This window comes from Nostoc sp. UIC 10607, from assembly GCF_047228265.1.
Lineage (GTDB): Bacteria > Cyanobacteriota > Cyanobacteriia > Cyanobacteriales > Nostocaceae > Nostoc > Nostoc foliaceum_A.
In genome coordinates, this window is sequence record NZ_JBIQNW010000004.1 from 157,580 (window position 1) to 173,925 (window position 16,346).

A 16,346-nucleotide genomic window follows, 5' to 3' on the forward strand; every position below is an offset into this window, starting at 1 on the left:
CCTGAAAAACCTCTGCGTTTCCCTCAACGTTCCTCTGCGTTTAAATAAAAGATGGATTTGCCAAACGTCGAAACTTATTTAAATCCTGAAAATATTCAAACTATCACCAATTGGGATGAAAGTTGTGCTTGGTTAGCTGGTGGAACGTGGCTATTTTCCGAACCACAACCATATCTAAAAGTATTGGTAGATATTCAGCGTTTAGGATGGTCAGAAATTGAGGTTGAAGAAAATTATTTAGCTATTGGTGCGACTTGTCCATTAATTAAATTATTAGAATATCCCTGGTTAACAGAATGGACAGCAGTCGAGGGATTAAAAAGTGCGATTGCTGGACTAGCAGCATCATTAAAAATAATTAATGTAGCAACAGTGGGAGGTAATATTTGTCTTGCTTTATCAGTGGGAACCTTAGCACCATTAATGGTGGCTTTGAGTGCAACTTATGAAATTTACAATATTAAAGGAGAGTCGCATCAAGTTGCCGCAAAAGATTTTCAACTTGGTTTTAAATCCACAATTTTGCAACCAGGAGAAATATTAAGGCGGGTTTTGATTCCACTATCCCATTTAAAATGGAAAACTGATTATCAACGCTTTGGAATTACAGCAACTGACCCAGCTTTAGCAATTGTGGTAAGCACTAGCAATTATCAACAAGTGCGCTGTGTTATTGGTGCTAGTGTTGCTGCACCCCAACTGCTAGAATTTGACGATGTAGAGATGAAAGATTTCGCGTTTTTACAGAAGGTAAATTTTATTGAAGATGCCAAGGCGAGTGCAATTTATCGCCGAGAATTAACGGCAATTTTAATCAAGCGATCGCTATCAGCTTTATTATGCCAGAAAACTTAAAATTTGAAGTTAATAATCAATCTTATACACAAACTTGTCACCCTGGAACTAGCCTTTTAAGTTTATTACGTCAATTAGGCTGCTTTAGTGTTCATCGTGTTTGCGATTCTGGCGATTGTGGTGCTTGTACAGTTTGGGTAAATAATACACCTATCCATAGTTGCATTTATCCGGCAATGCGAATTAAAAATCAATCGGTAACTACTATTGAAGGACTTTCCCAGGATGGTAAACTTGCGCCGATGCAGCAAGCATTTCTGGAAGCACAGGGTTTTCAATGTGGTTTTTGCACTCCTGGAATGATTATGAGTGCAATAAAATTGCCGGAATTATCAGAAGATGAATTGCGTTTAGCTTTAAAAGGAAATCTCTGTCGCTGTACTGGATACCAAGCGATTATTGACAGTATTCGACTTTCTCAAAACTCCTCACTCCCTACTCAAAACTCCCCACTCCCCACTCCCCACTCAGTAGGAGAAAGCATTCCCAAACAGGATGGTGCAGCAATTGTCAGCGGAAAAGCGTCCTATACAGGAGATATTTCACCATCTGAATTATTACATCTTAAAGTACTGCGATCGCCTCATCCCCACGCCCGTATCTGCAAAATTGACACCCAAGAAGCCAAAGCACTCCCCGGCGTTGTTGCGATTTTCACCCACGAAGATGTACCCAGAATACCTTATACCACCGCCGGACACGCCGAACCAGTTCCCGATCCGTTAGATCATTACCTATTAGATAATAAAGTAAGATTTGTAGGCGATCGCATTGCTGCTGTAGTTGCAGAATCAGCAACTATTGCCGAACAAGCTTGTCAACTAATTACCGTCGATTACGAAATACTACCATATATTATCGACCCCATGCAAGCAATGAATGATAGCGGCGTTGTAATTCATGATGAACCAGAATCATCACAAATTACTGATAGGAACCGCAACATTGCTGGACAAATTTTTCTTGAATCTGGTGATTTAGAAAAGGGCTTTTCCGAATCAGATTTAATTGTCGAAAACACTTACAAATTACCAGCAGTACAACACGTTCACCTAGAACCCCATATTACTATTAGTTGGCTAGAATCAGATGGTACTCTAGTTGTGCGTACCAGTACCCAAGTTCCATTTCACTGTCAGCGGTTACTCTCACAAATTTTCAACTTTCCTCAAGATAAAATCCGTGTTTATAAAGCCCAACTTGGCGGTGGATTTGGTAACAAACAAGAAATTTTATCAGAAGACCTCTGTGTTTTAGCAACCCTCCGCACAGGTAAACCTGTACAGTGGGAATTTACCAGAAAAGAGGAATTTACTGCTACAAATAGCCGCCATGCTATGACAATCAAAATTAAAAGTGGTGTCAAAGCAGATGGTACACTTGTTGCCCAAGATATGGAAATAGTTGGTAACACAGGTGCTTATGGGAATCATGGACAGACAGTAGTATTTTTATCAGGTTACATCCCTCTAGGTTTGTATCGTTGCCCAAATAAAAGATTGCGGGGTTTTGCAGTCTATACAAATACAATGCCAGCAGGTGCATTTCGCGGTTATGGTGCAACTCAAGGCACTTTTGCAATGGAAAGTCAAATCGATGAAATTGCTCACAAGCTCAATATTGACCCTATAGAAATGCGTTTGAAAAATCTGATTCGTCCGGGAGATGTAATTAATTTAGGGAAGTCTGAAGACCATTTTAACTTAATTGGTAGTTACGGCGTTCTTGAATGCTGTAAAAAAGTTACGCAGTCACTTGGTTACGTTCCTGGTACACCACCAAGCGTAGAAGGTTCTCACCGCCGTGGTGTGGGATTTGCCGTTTCTATGCAAGGTAGTGGATTATCTAAAATCCACATTGCCAAAGTTAAAATATCACTTTTAGCTAATGGTAAATATGAATTAAGAACTGGTTCCGTAGATGTTGGGACTGGTTCAGATACTACCTTACGGCAAATAGCAGCAGAAGTTTTAGGTGTGAGTGTTGCGGATATTAATATTATCTCTGGAGATACCCAACAAACACCTTTTGATGCTGGTTCTTATGCTTCTGCAACAGTTTATATTTCTGGACAAGCAGTCAAATTAGCATCTGAAAAATTACGGGGAAGATTAGAAAACGAACCGCTAAGGTGCGGAGAACGCAGAGAAGAAATAAGTGAAGAGGTAACTTATGCAGCAGATGAATCAACTTTAACTTTTGCTGTTCAAGGTGTGGAAGTAGAAGTTGATATAGAAACAGGTAAAATTCAAGTTTTACGATGTGTGCAAGCAATTGATTTAGGTAAAGCAATTAATCCGCGAATTTGTCACGGACAAGCAATCGGTGGAATAGCAATGGGAATTGGCTATGCTTTAAGTGAAGAACTATTATTTGATGAACAAGGATGTATTTTAAACTCAACATTGCGAGAATATCGCATCCCCACAGCGGCAGATATGCCACCAATAGAAGTAATTTTAATAGAACAAGCCGACCCCCACGGCCCATTTGGTGCTAAAGGTGTCGGGGAAATTACCACCAATTGTACAGCGCCAGCTATTGCAAATGCGATTCACGCTGCGCTTGCGATCGCTTCGCATAACGCTAACGCCACAGGTTGTAGACTATACCAACTCCCCATGACACCCGAAAGAGTTTGGCGACAACTAAATAACTCTTCACCTTAAACTCTTTTCTTCCTCTGTGTACTCTGCGCCTCTGCGGTTTGTTCTCATCATGCTTAACTTCTATCAACAACTAGCAAAAACTTTAAAAAAAAGTGCTGTAGTTTTAGCCACCGTCACCAGTATCAAAGGTTCCACACCCAGAGAAGTAGGTGCGAAAATGTTCATTAGCGCCGATGGTAAAACAGTGGGAACAATTGGCGGTGGCGCTGGGGAAGCAAAAGTTTATCAGCAAGCTTTGCAAGTACTAAAAACAGGTAAAAAACAATTTGTAGAAATTGATTTATCTGGTGCACTACAACGAGAAACTCAAGGCGTTTGTGGTGGCACAATGCAGGTATTATTAGAGTTATGGTCAGGTAGTGAAAGCTTAAACTTAGTTAATCAAATTCTAGATAGTTTAACATCTGGGCAATCTGGAACAATTATTACGCCCTTTAATATAGATGAAAAACCTTACCTACTCCTAGAAATAGAAGTAATTGCATCTTTACACACCACAGCATTAATTGAACCTTTACTACCACCACCAACATTATTGATTATTGGTGCAGGACATATTGCCGTTTTCCTCGCGCAGGTTGCCCATATAGCAGGTTTTCAAGTTATTGTACAAGATGATCGCTCAGACTTTGCCACAAAAGAAAGATTTCCTGAAGCCTCGCGGGTGCTAGCACAACCTATCACCTCAATTCAAGAAATATTAAATAAAAATACTAATTTATATGTCGCTTTAGTTACCAGAGGTTATCTACAAGACTTAGCAGTTTTACGTCTGCTATGCAAGTATAAAGTAAAATATATTGGCATGGTTGGCAGCAATAAACGAGTCAGCACTGTGTACAAAATGCTGCAAAATGAAGGTTACGAGCCGGAATTTTTAGATCAAATATATGCACCAATTGGTTTAGATATTGGTGCTTTAACGCCAGAGGAAATCGCTGTTAGTATCTGTGCTGAGTTAATTAAAGTTCGTCGTGGTGGTACTGGAACTTCTTTATCTGAAAAAAATTTAAGTCTCGATAATTAGTTATGATTCCTACAGTCATTGCACCTTAATCCTTAATCCTCTCCACGCTTGCAGCTCGGCAAAAGTTTCTATCTTACCATAAAAAAATTTTGCGCCTAATAATAGTTGGTAAACATCTCCTACTTTAGTTGCTGATTATCGCTTACAAATTCGCCTGATAGTTTACTTACCCTAAAAAGTATATTAGTAATTGAACAGCTAGAGACCGATAAACTATTAACTCCGATACAAAAAAAGTCGTGTTGCATAATTAATGGATGAACTGTTCATATTGTACATCCATATAATAACCGTAATAGGATCGTTATTTTTACTAATAGATTATCCTGCTTATGCCAATTAATAATAGTCGTCTTGTAACCTATAGTCCTGCTTATACAATTGTTCCTACTTACGAGTGTTTTAATCGCTGTAGTTACTGCAATTTTCGCAATGAACCGGGTAAAAGTGCCTGGATGAGTCTCTCAGATGCAGAAAGTATTTTAAAACCACTTCAAAGCGAAAAAGTCTGTGAAATCCTTATCCTTAGCGGGGAAGTGCATCCCCAATCGCCAAAACGTCAAGCGTGGTTTCAACGGATTTATGATTTGTGTGAGTTAGCGCTTGCAATGGGTTTTTTACCACACACCAATGCAGGACCATTGAGTTTTAAAGAGATGGAAAAGCTCAAGTGTGTGAATGTTTCGATGGGGCTGATGTTAGAACAGTTAACACTAACATTATTAAATACTGTGCATCGGCACGCACCGAGTAAATTACCAGAAGTTCGTTTACAACAATTGCAATGGGCGGGAGAGTTGCAGATTCCTTTTACAACTGGGTTACTGTTAGGAATTGGAGAAACCGCTGATGATTGGTGGGAAACTTTAGAAGCTATATCTGACTTTCACCAACGTTATCATCACATTCAAGAAGTCATCCTGCAACCTCATAGTCCTGGACATCAGCAAACTTTTGATGCACCACCTTTTGATCCCCATCAATTGCCAGAAGTAATTTTTAGGGCACGTCAAATTTTACCACCAGATATTACTATTCAAATTCCCCCGAATTTAGTTAAGGATGAGCGATGGTTACTTGCTTGTATTGAAGCTGGTGCGCGAGATTTAGGTGGAATTGGGCCAAAAGATGAAGTGAATCCTGATTATCCCCATGTTCAGGAACAGGCTTTGAGAGAAATTTTACAGCCTGCTGGGTGGGAATTGGTGCCGCGATCGCCAATTTATCCGCAATTTGATAGCTGGTTGTCGGGAGAATTACAAACAGCGGTGAAGCGATCACGGAATACTATGTTATTGGTTTAACATGGCTCGCCGAGGTGCAGACAAACACCACCAAAATAGCGTCAAATCAATAGCCGCCGTGAACTAATTCACAATGCATCCCTCAAAGGAGAGAGATAGGAGCCTAAACCCTGTTGTAAAATAGACATATAAGGATTCGGGGGGCCATTTAACTGGTCATAAACGCCTATAGAGACTATTTTTGGAAATCTCCAAGGTTTGAAGTCCAGCCAGCTGAAGCAACTACAGCGGCTGTATCACCAGCGTATACCAGGCGATCGCATCACCACGCCTGAGTTTTCCCAGCGTCTGGCAGCAATTAGCACAGAAGTCAATCAGCCTGTGTGCGCCTACATCAACCGTCGCGGACAAGTGATTCGCGTCGGGGTAGGCACACCGCGTCAAACGCAAATACCACCGATGGAATTACCCCGTTACGGTGCAGAACGACTCAGTGGTATTCGTTGTATTGCCACCCATCTGAAGCCAGAACCGCCCAACGAAGCGGCGCTCACGGCTATGGCACTACAACGCTTAGATGCCCTTGTTGTCCTAAATATTACCGGAACGGGATTTACACGGCGGGGAGGCGGTGCAACTGGGTATGTCAAAGAAGCTTATCTAGCTCATCTGACACCCCAAGACTCTCGCACCCTGATTCCTAGTCCTGCTGCTGTCAAAGTAGAAGAAAGCCAATTCGGCTTCGCTCACTCTAAACAAATCCAAACCCCAAGTTGGAATATATCGCCACCTCTGAGCTTGGATGATCTAGCAGACCAGGATTTAATAGACTTGGTAGAAAATCTGGAAGCAGAATTCCAGCGCGAATTTGTCGCCCAGGAAGTAGATGCTGACCACGATCGTGTGCTAATTGTGGGGCTGATGACCAGTGAGATAACTCCCCTACAATTCCAAGACACCCTAGCAGAATTGGCACGTTTAGTTGATACTGCTGGGGGAGATGTATTACAGACAATACAACAAAAGCGATCGCGCATTCATCCCCAGACGGTAGTTGGCGAAGGTAAGGTGCAAGAAATTGCCCTAACTGCCCAAACACTAGGAGTTAATCTCGTCGTCTTTGACCGCGATCTCTCCCCCTCCCAAGTTCGCAACTTAGAAATGCAAATTGGTATCCGCGTAGTTGACCGCACCGAAGTAATTTTGGATATCTTTGCCCAACGCGCTCAATCTCGTGCCGGTAAGTTGCAAGTAGAATTAGCACAGCTAGAATACATGCAACCGCGACTAGCTGGTAGAGGTCGCACCATGTCCCGCTTGGGTGGTGGTATTGGGACTCGTGGTCCTGGTGAAACCAAACTAGAAACTGAACGCCGTGCCATTGGGCAGCGCATTTCTCGACTGCAAAAAGAAGTGAACCAGTTGCAGTCCCATCGTTCGCGGTTACGGCAGCGACGACAGCATAGAGAAGTTCCCTCAGTGGCTTTGGTTGGATATACCAACGCTGGTAAGTCCACTTTGCTGAATGCTCTTACCAATGCAGAAGTTTATACAGCCGACCAGTTATTTGCCACTCTCGATCCTACCACCCGCCGCCTAGTGATTCCTTATGGCGAAACAAATGAACATCAAGAAATTCTCATTACAGATACGGTAGGGTTCATACACGAACTGCCTGCATCGTTAATGGATGCCTTCCGCGCCACCTTGGAGGAAGTCACAGAAGCCGATGCCCTACTACATTTGGTGGATTTGTCTCATCCGGCTTGGTTGCGTCATATTCGCTCAGTCAGAGAAATCCTGGCACAAATGCCAATAACTCCCGGGCCGGCGCTGGTTGTTTTTAACAAGATTGATCAAGCTGATAGTGAGACACTAGCTTTAGCTAGAGAAGAATTCCCCCTAGCGGTGTTTATTTCTGCAAGTCAGCGCTTGGGATTAGAAACCCTACGTCAGCGCCTTGCCAAGCTAATTGAATATGCCGTTGATTCCCGGTAAACACTGAATTCCAATCTATTTTTAGTTTTCATCAAACTCAGTATTAATACTGAGTTTTTTGTTATATAAAGCCAAAAATAAAGTCTTTTTGAACTAGGACTGGTATTATAGACAACTTCTAATTGAATCTCTAGAGTAGTAAAAGAGCGTCAATGGGTGCATCTGATTTTACATGCATAGCAAACAGCAAATTCCCATCATTAGCAACTGAATTTTACCATTCTGTTTTCAAAAGATTGATTAACATGAAACATCTATTTTCCACCGCAGCAATACCTTCTTTCTTAGCTGCTACTGCCGTTGTGATATCGTCTTCTGCTTTTGCTCCTGCTAATGCCGCTTCGATGAATTTCACTATCAATGACTTCACAGGTGCGGATACTCAGGTGAAGTTTACCTTAGATGACGCAATAGCAGGGTCTGGCAAAGTTCAGTTTAAAGTAGATTATTTATCCACTGGCAGCAACACAATTGCTGATATACGAGGTGTTTTCTTCAACATTTTTGATGACTCACTTCTCAGTGGCCTCCAAGTAGTAGGCACAGATGTAACAGCTAGCAAATTTGGCCCTGCTGGAACAATTAACTCTGTTGGTAGCGGTAGTAATAATCTGAACGGTGGTGGCGGCTCCTTTGATGCTGGGGTAGAAATTGGCCAAGAAGGTATAGGTCAAGGAAAAGGCGACATTCAATCTACCATCTTTACCTTATCTCATAGTTCCCAAGCTTTAACGTTGGCTCAGTTTTCTCAGCAAAACTTTGGAGTGCGCCTAATGAGTGTCGGTTCTGGAAACAATCGTAACGGAAGCAGTAAACTCAAAGGACAAGCCCCTTACTACACACCCCCACCACCACCACCTAAAAAGGTGCCTGAGCCTACTACAGTAGTTGCCCTTGGTCTATTTGCTGTGGGTGCACTGAGAGTAGCAAAGAAAAAGCCTTTAGTGTCAGCTTCAATAACAGTCGCCTAGAAGCTCTTAAGGGAGACACCAGATCCACCCCCTTATAGAATATACAGTTAGGTCACCATATTCTTAATTCGCATCATGTGTGTCTCCCTTATTACTATAAAATTTGCTTATTAACTACGCATTTAAACATCATATTACTGATTTATGTAAATCCAGTTAGCCACTTTTGAAGATCAAGTCAAAACGGGATAGAGCAGCTATGGTCAGTGGCAAAGTTCTAAAATTAAGAAGTATTAAATCAATTTGAGGACTTTATGGCTGCAAAAGTAGAAATCTACACTTGGAGAACTTGCCCGTTTTGTATCCGTGCCAAAAGTTTGCTGAAGAACAAGGGCGTTGAATTTATCGAATACAGTATTGATGGAGATGAGGCAGCCAGAAATAAAATGGCTCAAAGAGCAAATGGACGGCGCTCTTTACCGCAAATTTTCATCAATGATGATCATGTTGGTGGTTGTGATGATATCCACGCTTTAGATAGTCAAGGCAAGCTGGATGAGCTACTAACTTCTAGCAATAGCGTGTAGGTTGCGATCGCTAGCGACAAGCCGCTGCAAATTACACGGCAGTCGCTACAACTTTAGAAGAGAGAGTACGAACTTTTTTATCACAAAAGTGATATCTATCCACAAGACTTTACCCTCCAGGTTCCACTCAACAGTACATATATACGTCAATTGGTGAGAGCATCAAGAGATAATGGTTGAATAACCATTTAATTTCTTGGTGATTGAGGTACAAAGGGTGAAACTGGCTTTTATCATTGATCCCATCCATCTGCTTGACCCATGTCATGATACCAGTGTTGCCCTAATTGAAGCAGCGCAAATCCTGGGACACGAAGTTTGGGTGACTCAGGCAAATCTGCTGAGTGTGGTGGAGGGCAAAGCTTGGGCTTTCCTACAGCGAGTTGAAGTTGTACCAGTACAGTTGGTGGAGGGACGCTGGGTAGCAGCGAATCCTTGGTATAAGTTGAGCGATTCCTGCTTAACTTCTTTAGAAACAATGGATGCCGTATTTATGCGGACAGATCCACCTGTCAATGATTCCTACCTCTATGCCACTTACATTCTGGATTACATTGATCAAAATAAAACCCTACTGATTAATAGTCCTAGCGGCATCCGAGGGGCAAATGAAAAAATGTATGCCCTCCAGTTTACCAAAGCGATTCCAGAAACGATTGTCAGTGCTGATAAGCAGTTTATCCGGCAATTTGTCGAAGCAAAGGAGGCAGCAGTTCTCAAACCTCTGGGTAACAAAGCTGGGGAAGGAATTTTATTTTTGCAATCAGGCGATCGCAATTTTAATTCCATTGTCGAACTCAGTACCCTCCAAGGTCGAGTGCCAGTAATGGTACAAACCTATTTACCAGAGGCAAAAGAAGGAGATAAGCGAATTATCCTGCTCAATGGCGAACCAATTGGTGCACTCAATCGCCTTTCTAGCGGAACTGATTTTCGCAATAATATGGCAACTGGTGGTACAGTCGCTCAAACCGAAATTACCCAGAGAGAGTATGAAATCTGTACCGAAATAGCCGATCGCTTACGCCAAGACGGCTTAATTTTTGTGGGCATTGATGTTATTGGTGGCTACCTAACTGAAGTTAACGTCACTAGTCCTACCGGAATTCGTGAGATTGATCGCCTAGATGGTGCTCACCTTGGTCATCAGGTTATTCAATGGATTGAACAGGCAGTAAAAATCAAAAAATAAATGCAAATTATTTTTTGCTTCGTGTCCTATTCTCCAGGAAACAGACTTCCTTCGACGCTGGCGTGGGCGTGTTCCCACGCAACTTTCTTTAAGTAAATGTACTTATGTAGATCGAATATGAGTTTAATGGATCGCGGGGGTAGATGTAGCGATATCTACAACGAGCTATGTCTACGCATCTCTAGTTGGGCAGGTCTTCCGGTTTCTTTGTTCCAAAAGCATAGATGGACATGTGAGCCAGCAGACTCCTGCCCAAGTTCATTCTATAAGTAGCATTAACGAGAAGTAGCGTTAACGATTTTCTTTACCAATTGGCAAAATTAGAAATGGCAACGGATTGGTTACCCCTGCCTTTGGTAAAACCCTGAAACTAGCAGATTTTATACAGCACTCAGCCTAACCTGAGACTGCTAATTTAATCTAAAAATCATCACATCCAAAATCTTTTAATTCCTTGGTGTACGTCGGTTTCTCAGAAAATCAGGTATATCCAATCCAGGTTTTTCTTTTGGTTCTGGAATTGGAGTTGGAGTTGGAGTTGAACTTGGAGTTGAGGTTGGAGGATTAACTGCGGGTTGCTGTGTTGTTGGTCGTTTCGAGGTGTTAGGTGCTACTCGAACGTTAGCTACGCTTTGTTGTACCGCAGCTTGCACTTCACCTGTAAAGCCGGTGGCGATTACAGTAATTCTCACCTCACCCTGGAGTCTGTCATCAATTACAGCCCCAAAAATAATATTGGCGTTGGGATCAACTACTTCATAGATTGCTTCTGCGGCTGCATTCACTTCATGCAAAGTGAGGTCAGTACCACCTGTAATATTAAAGACAACCCCTCTGGCACCTTCAATAGAACATTCTAGTAACGGCGAAGAAATAGCTGCGATCGCAGCTTCTCTAGCTCTAGATTTTCCAGAGCTAACGCCAATTCCCATTAATGCCGATCCCGCATCTGCCATCACCGCTCGGACATCAGCAAAGTCAACGTTTACCAAACCGGGGATCGTGATGATATCAGAAATACCTTGCACCCCTTGACGCAGAACATCATCTGCATAACGAAAAGCTTCTTGCACAGGTGTTTGTTCGGGGATCACTTCCAGCAATTTGTTGTTGGGGATAATGATCAGTGTATCTACTCTACTTTTTAGCCCTTCAATACCTTGTTCAGCTTGGCTGGTGCGGCGACGTCCCTCAAAGACAAATGGACGTGTGACTACACCAACAGTGAGAGCACCCATTTCTTTTGCTACTTCTGCCACAATTGGGGCTGCACCTGTCCCAGTACCACCACCCATACCAGCAGTGATAAATACTAGGTCAGCACCCTCCAAAGCTGTAGCAATTTCGTCTCGTGATTCCTCAGCTGCCTTTTGACCAATGGCAGGATTACCACCTGCTCCTAAACCCCGTGTTAGCTTCTGTCCAATTTGTAATCTACTGGGAGCGCCTGCCAGAGTTAAAGCTTGAGCATCAGTGTTAATTGACCAAAACTCTACCCCAGAGACATCAGACTCGATCATGCGGTTAACAGCATTGCCACCACCACCACCGACACCAATCACTTTGATGTTGGCTACTCGACCAGGAACAATCTCGCCAATTCGGCTATTTTCCGCAGAAATCTTCTTATTATCGTGATTTTGTCCGAAGTTCAACCCGGAGTTATTAAAGGGATTGGTCGAGTTAACTGCCAGAGAAAACCCTGGCTGTCCCGTAGATTGGGAATTTTTATAAGAAAGTCCTTGGTTATTATCAAGTGTCATTGGATTTGTGAAAGGGTAGATAAACGACTTTTTCAGGTGTTATTCACCTAAGAGTCAACTATAGTTTGACACTGCCACAATACTATGGCACTGTTCTTTCTTGTTTCCACTACTGCCAAGCCTAACAGAATTGACAGTGCGAAAATTTGCTATGGGATAAGCTTTTAACGCAGCCGATCGCACAGCCAATTCTAGAGAAGTATACCTACATTTATCTAAAAGTGACCTGTATAACTTCAACCAGACATTAATCTCTTCATTATTCTCAGCAGAGGACATAACTTGTAAAGACACATTACAGCGCATCTTATCTGCCTCAATAATATTGTTAATAGGTTTCACCATTGGAAATAATTGCAACTTTAGACACAAAATTTACTTTATACTTACTTATCGTTAAGGTTGAAATAAGTAAGAATTTACTTGTCAGACTATACCTGATTAATTTGTTGTTTGGGGGGTCTTAATGGACACTTTGTTGGAGCAATAGTCTATCTTACGAGAACCCTCACTAGTGTGGTCAACAAATCAAGATTTTCCTAGAGGTTTCGTAACCTAATAGTAATGACGGCAGAGAATAGTCCAAACTGATTGCCCAAAAACAACGTTTACTCAACTTTTTGAGGTATTTTAAGTTACTTATTTAAGCTTCGGTAACCTGTCTTTGAAAGTGTCCTCAACAGACCAAAGTTAGAGTGTTTTTGTCCTTTGGGCTTGGATGACGGTGTAAACTGTTTTTATTAGTATCCTCTGCTCATGGGTCAAATCTTAATAAAAAACTCAAGCATTTTTCTCTTTTGGGCACTAGGTTCAGTCGAAGAATGTTTAGACAGAAGGCGTTTTGCACGCCATAGACCATCATTAGATTGTCCGACATCTTGCACCCTATCATTAGATATTAGGGTCATAATTTAGAGTGTTTTACTCACAATTTAGATTTTATGATTGATCTTCTCATTTTAATTAGAAGTTAATGCCGATTTTCGGGCAGTTTGCTGGAAAACTGAAAATCATAAATTTATTTATCAGCATAAAGCTTCTTAATTTACTAGGAGCGCTCAATACATTAAAAACGCTAGATATTTTTAGGGATTTTGGGAGTTAATCTTTGGTCTTTTTGGTTCATTTGTACTAATGGAAATTCGGGATTTTTCAGATCAATATACTCTATTTGACCGAAATTGAGTTTTGTTGCTAAATGGCGCATTTGGGCGAGTAGCTTAATTTGTTCAGGCAACTGGGGGCCTAGAACGCCGAGATGTACATTTCCTAGTTCTGTTTTCAAAATTATATTCGCTGGATTTTGGCAATCAATTTCCATGACTTTTACGGGACTTTGGCTGACAGCTTTATGAAGTTGAGTCCAGTCGGGGCAGTATTGTTTTGGCAATCCAATTACTCTGAGATTGGGTAATTTTTTAGTAGGATTCAGTGATGTGTATTTTTCTAAAGGCATCCAGGCCCCACTTACATCTAGTAAGCCAATTGTGACTTTTTTGTTGCCAGTGGTCTGATTTTGCCCACTTGCTGTTTGAGTCACCGCTACAGGGACTCGTTCTTGGATTTCGATGTTTAATCCAGGAGGAAAAAGACGGCGTCTCACGATCGCTTGAGCAATAGTTGGTTGTTTTTTCAAGGAGTTAGCGATCGCTGTCGGTTCAATCCGCCACAAAGATTGCGGGTAAGATAGCACCAAAAGTGATTGAGTTGTCTCATCCGACAGTAATTGATTGCCTGATTTCATCACTACTTGTTTGGGAGTTTTTAGGATCCACACTGGTTGGACTGCCACCCACAGCAATCCACCCGCGAAACCAGTAATGGCAAAAGTTCGCCAAATAGCCTGAATAATTCTCATCTGTCGCTGCCGACGTAATTTCTTACGACGCTGGGCTAGATCCGTGCGGGAAACTGATATTATGCCAGCCATTCAAACCCCTTTCTGGTTACAGTCGAAATTCCTTGACCAAACTCAGCAATTTTAACTCAGCACTCTTTATGCGCTTGTATCATTATTAATCTCAGTAAACACTGTCGGCATCTGTTAGCCGTTGTCCTCAAGACTTTTTTTATTTTTAGTAACAATTTACAGAAACTACACAAGGAATGTGGCGCTATTCATCCTTCCTATTAAAGTTTACGGTGTCCATTTTTAACTGACTGTTGTCTTTTTGACAAGCGATCATCCACTATTTTTTGACTAAATATTACAAAATATTAATTTAGATATTTCTGATTTTGTTTTCTTGACAAATTGAATGTGAAATGATAAACAAGTATTCCTAAATCTCTGTGTACCTTGCTATAATTCATACCAGTCCGACCTCATCAGTTATACAAATAGAGATCATGCAATCTAGTAGCTTTTTTTACCGATTAACTCAGCCATAAAGGTTTGTGCTAGGTCAAACAAAAGCTAGAGATTGTCAAAATCTCAATAGCAGGTGTAAAAAGGACAGATATGCTTAAGGTTATTAGGGTCAACTAAATCTCTACCATACTACTGACAGTGATCTGTAATCAGTGCTGTCTTTTGCAAGAAACTACCAACTTGCGAATTAATTGTGTGCTTACATCCCGGCTAGAGATTTTTTGTATAAAAAATACGAATTAACTGCATCTACATACACATCTACATACACCTCTACATACATGAAAACGACATTAAATTTGTCACGTTTTTATAAAGCATGTAACCCAAGCTACACGCTTAATATAAGTAACGTGCTAGATCGCCAATATTACATAGATTTTGCTGATGTCCGCGGTTGCAAGATTGTCGAAGAATTGCAGCGGACTATCTGCCGAATTTCTCCTGATGAGCCAACCTGCCAGTTATTTACAGGTCATATTGGCTGCGGTAAGTCAACGGAATTGCAGCGCCTCAAGACAGAACTAGAATTGGCAGGATTTCATGTGGTTTATTTTGAGTCCAGTCAAGATTTAGATATGGCAGATATTGATGTCAGCGATATTTTGCTGAGTGTAGCCCGTCAAGTCAGTGCTAGTTTAGAAGGCATTAGCATCAAACTCAAACCTGGTTACTTTACCAATTTGTTTAAAGAAGTAGGCGATTTTTTGCAAAGTCCGATAGAGCTTTCTGGACAAGCAGAGTTGTCCTTGGGTATTGCCAAAATTACCGCTAAAACCAAAGATAGCACCCAGTTACGTAATCAACTAAGGCAATATTTGGAACCACGTACGAATAGTATTTTGCAAGCGATTAACGAAGAAATTTTAGAAAAGGCTATTGAACAGCTAAAGCTGCGGGGTCAAAAAGGACTAGTAGTGATTGTAGATAATTTAGATCGAGTGGATATGCGTCCCTTAGCATCCGGGCGATCGCAACCAGAATATCTTTTCATCGACCGAGGTGAACAGTTACGCCGACTTAAATGCCACCTAGTTTACACCATTCCCCTGACGTTAATTTTCTCCAATGAGTATGAGACACTGAAAAATCGTCTGGGAGGAGGGATTGCGCCAAAAGTACTGCCGATGGTATTGGTGCGGCAAAGAGATGGCAGTGACTACGAACCAGGGATGTCATTAGTGCGCCAGTTAGTCTTAGCAAGAGCTTTTCCAGAAGTTCCTTTAAATGGAAGGCTTTTATTAATTACAGAATTATTCGATCACTCCCAAACCTTGGATCGTCTATGTCGCGTTAGTGGCGGTCACATTCGTAATTTATTGGGTTTACTTTATAGCTGCCTGCAACGACAAGATCCACCTTTTTCTAGGGATTGCTTAGAAGCCGTGATTAAGGACTACCGCGACGATCTGCTATTAGCTATTGATGAATCCCAGTGGGAATTATTGTTTGAAGTAGTGCAGCAGCAGAGAGTTAAAGGTGAGTCTGACTACCAGAGTTTACTAAGAAGCATGTATCTGTTTGAATATCGTGATCCTCTGGGGCGCTGGTTCGGCATCAGTCCAGCCTTAGCAGAAACAGAAAAAGTCCTTGTTTGGCAACAAAACAAGTAACAGTGCTGGGTGAGTCCATTGTCATTAGTCCTTTGTCCTTTGCCATTGGACTAATAACTAATGCCCAATGCCCGATGCCCAATACCCAATACCCCATGCCCAATGCCCAATAACCA

General features: G+C 41.7%; 13 protein-coding genes. 10 read left to right on the plus strand and 3 right to left on the minus strand.

The window, feature by feature from the left end:
* Positions 1–51: 51 nt before the first annotated feature.
* The 8 genes from ACEYW6_RS05500 (at position 52) to gshB (ending at position 10,483) form a co-directional block, all read left to right on the plus strand.
* Positions 52–855, plus strand: coding sequence for an FAD binding domain-containing protein (locus tag ACEYW6_RS05500; protein WP_412978932.1), 804 nt, complete (start codon positions 52–54; stop codon positions 853–855).
* Positions 840–3,524, plus strand: a complete 2,685-nt coding sequence (locus tag ACEYW6_RS05505; protein ID WP_412978933.1) for a molybdopterin-dependent oxidoreductase — start codon at positions 840–842, stop codon at positions 3,522–3,524. Before ACEYW6_RS05500 ends, ACEYW6_RS05505 begins: the two co-directional genes overlap by 16 nt.
* Before the next feature lie 49 nt (positions 3,525–3,573).
* Positions 3,574–4,551, plus strand: a complete 978-nt coding sequence (locus tag ACEYW6_RS05510) for an XdhC family protein (RefSeq protein ID WP_412978934.1) — start codon at positions 3,574–3,576, stop codon at positions 4,549–4,551.
* A 332-nt stretch (positions 4,552–4,883) separates the two neighbouring features.
* Entirely contained in the window at positions 4,884–5,855 is a 972-nt protein-coding gene (gene cofG, locus ACEYW6_RS05515) for a 7,8-didemethyl-8-hydroxy-5-deazariboflavin synthase subunit CofG (protein ID WP_412978935.1), read from the plus strand.
* A gap of 168 nt (positions 5,856–6,023) precedes the next feature.
* Positions 6,024–7,793, plus strand: a complete 1,770-nt coding sequence (hflX, locus tag ACEYW6_RS05520) for a GTPase HflX (protein WP_412979038.1) — start codon at positions 6,024–6,026, stop codon at positions 7,791–7,793.
* Between the two features lie 245 nt (positions 7,794–8,038).
* Positions 8,039–8,764, plus strand: coding sequence for a PEP-CTERM sorting domain-containing protein (locus tag ACEYW6_RS05525; RefSeq protein ID WP_412978936.1), 726 nt, complete (start codon positions 8,039–8,041; stop codon positions 8,762–8,764).
* Positions 8,765–9,018: 254 nt separating this feature from the next.
* The gene (gene grxC, locus ACEYW6_RS05530) at positions 9,019–9,291 is read left to right on the plus strand and encodes a glutaredoxin 3 (protein ID WP_196512997.1); all 273 of its coding nucleotides are present in this window, start codon (positions 9,019–9,021) and stop codon (positions 9,289–9,291) included.
* A 217-nt stretch (positions 9,292–9,508) separates the two neighbouring features.
* Positions 9,509–10,483: a glutathione synthase gene (gene gshB, locus ACEYW6_RS05535; RefSeq protein WP_412978937.1), complete on the plus strand. Its 975-nt coding sequence runs from the start codon at positions 9,509–9,511 to the stop codon at positions 10,481–10,483.
* 446 nt (positions 10,484–10,929) lie between these two features.
* On the opposite strand, the gene ftsZ is transcribed toward gshB, so the two are convergent.
* The 3 genes from ftsZ to ACEYW6_RS05550 form a co-directional block, all read right to left on the minus strand.
* Entirely contained in the window at positions 10,930–12,246 is a 1,317-nt protein-coding gene (gene ftsZ, locus ACEYW6_RS05540) for a cell division protein FtsZ (RefSeq protein WP_412978938.1), read from the minus strand.
* 54 nt (positions 12,247–12,300) lie between these two features.
* Positions 12,301–12,591: a hypothetical protein gene (locus ACEYW6_RS05545; protein ID WP_242059106.1), complete on the minus strand. Its 291-nt coding sequence runs from the start codon at positions 12,589–12,591 to the stop codon at positions 12,301–12,303.
* Between the two features lie 730 nt (positions 12,592–13,321).
* Positions 13,322–14,176: a cell division protein FtsQ/DivIB gene (locus tag ACEYW6_RS05550; protein ID WP_190893998.1), complete on the minus strand. Its 855-nt coding sequence runs from the start codon at positions 14,174–14,176 to the stop codon at positions 13,322–13,324.
* A 722-nt stretch (positions 14,177–14,898) separates the two neighbouring features.
* On the opposite strand from ACEYW6_RS05550, the gene ACEYW6_RS05555 reads away from it, so the two are divergent.
* Both ACEYW6_RS05555 and ACEYW6_RS05560 read left to right on the plus strand, forming a co-directional pair.
* Positions 14,899–16,230 (plus strand): P-loop NTPase fold protein, encoded by a 1,332-nt coding sequence (locus ACEYW6_RS05555; RefSeq protein WP_190893999.1) that lies wholly within the window; start codon positions 14,899–14,901, stop codon positions 16,228–16,230.
* A complete protein-coding gene (locus ACEYW6_RS05560) occupies positions 16,212–16,343 on the plus strand; it encodes a hypothetical protein (protein WP_277926741.1) in 132 nt (43 codons plus the stop codon). Before ACEYW6_RS05555 ends, ACEYW6_RS05560 begins: the two co-directional genes overlap by 19 nt.
* Positions 16,344–16,346 lie beyond the last annotated feature (3 nt).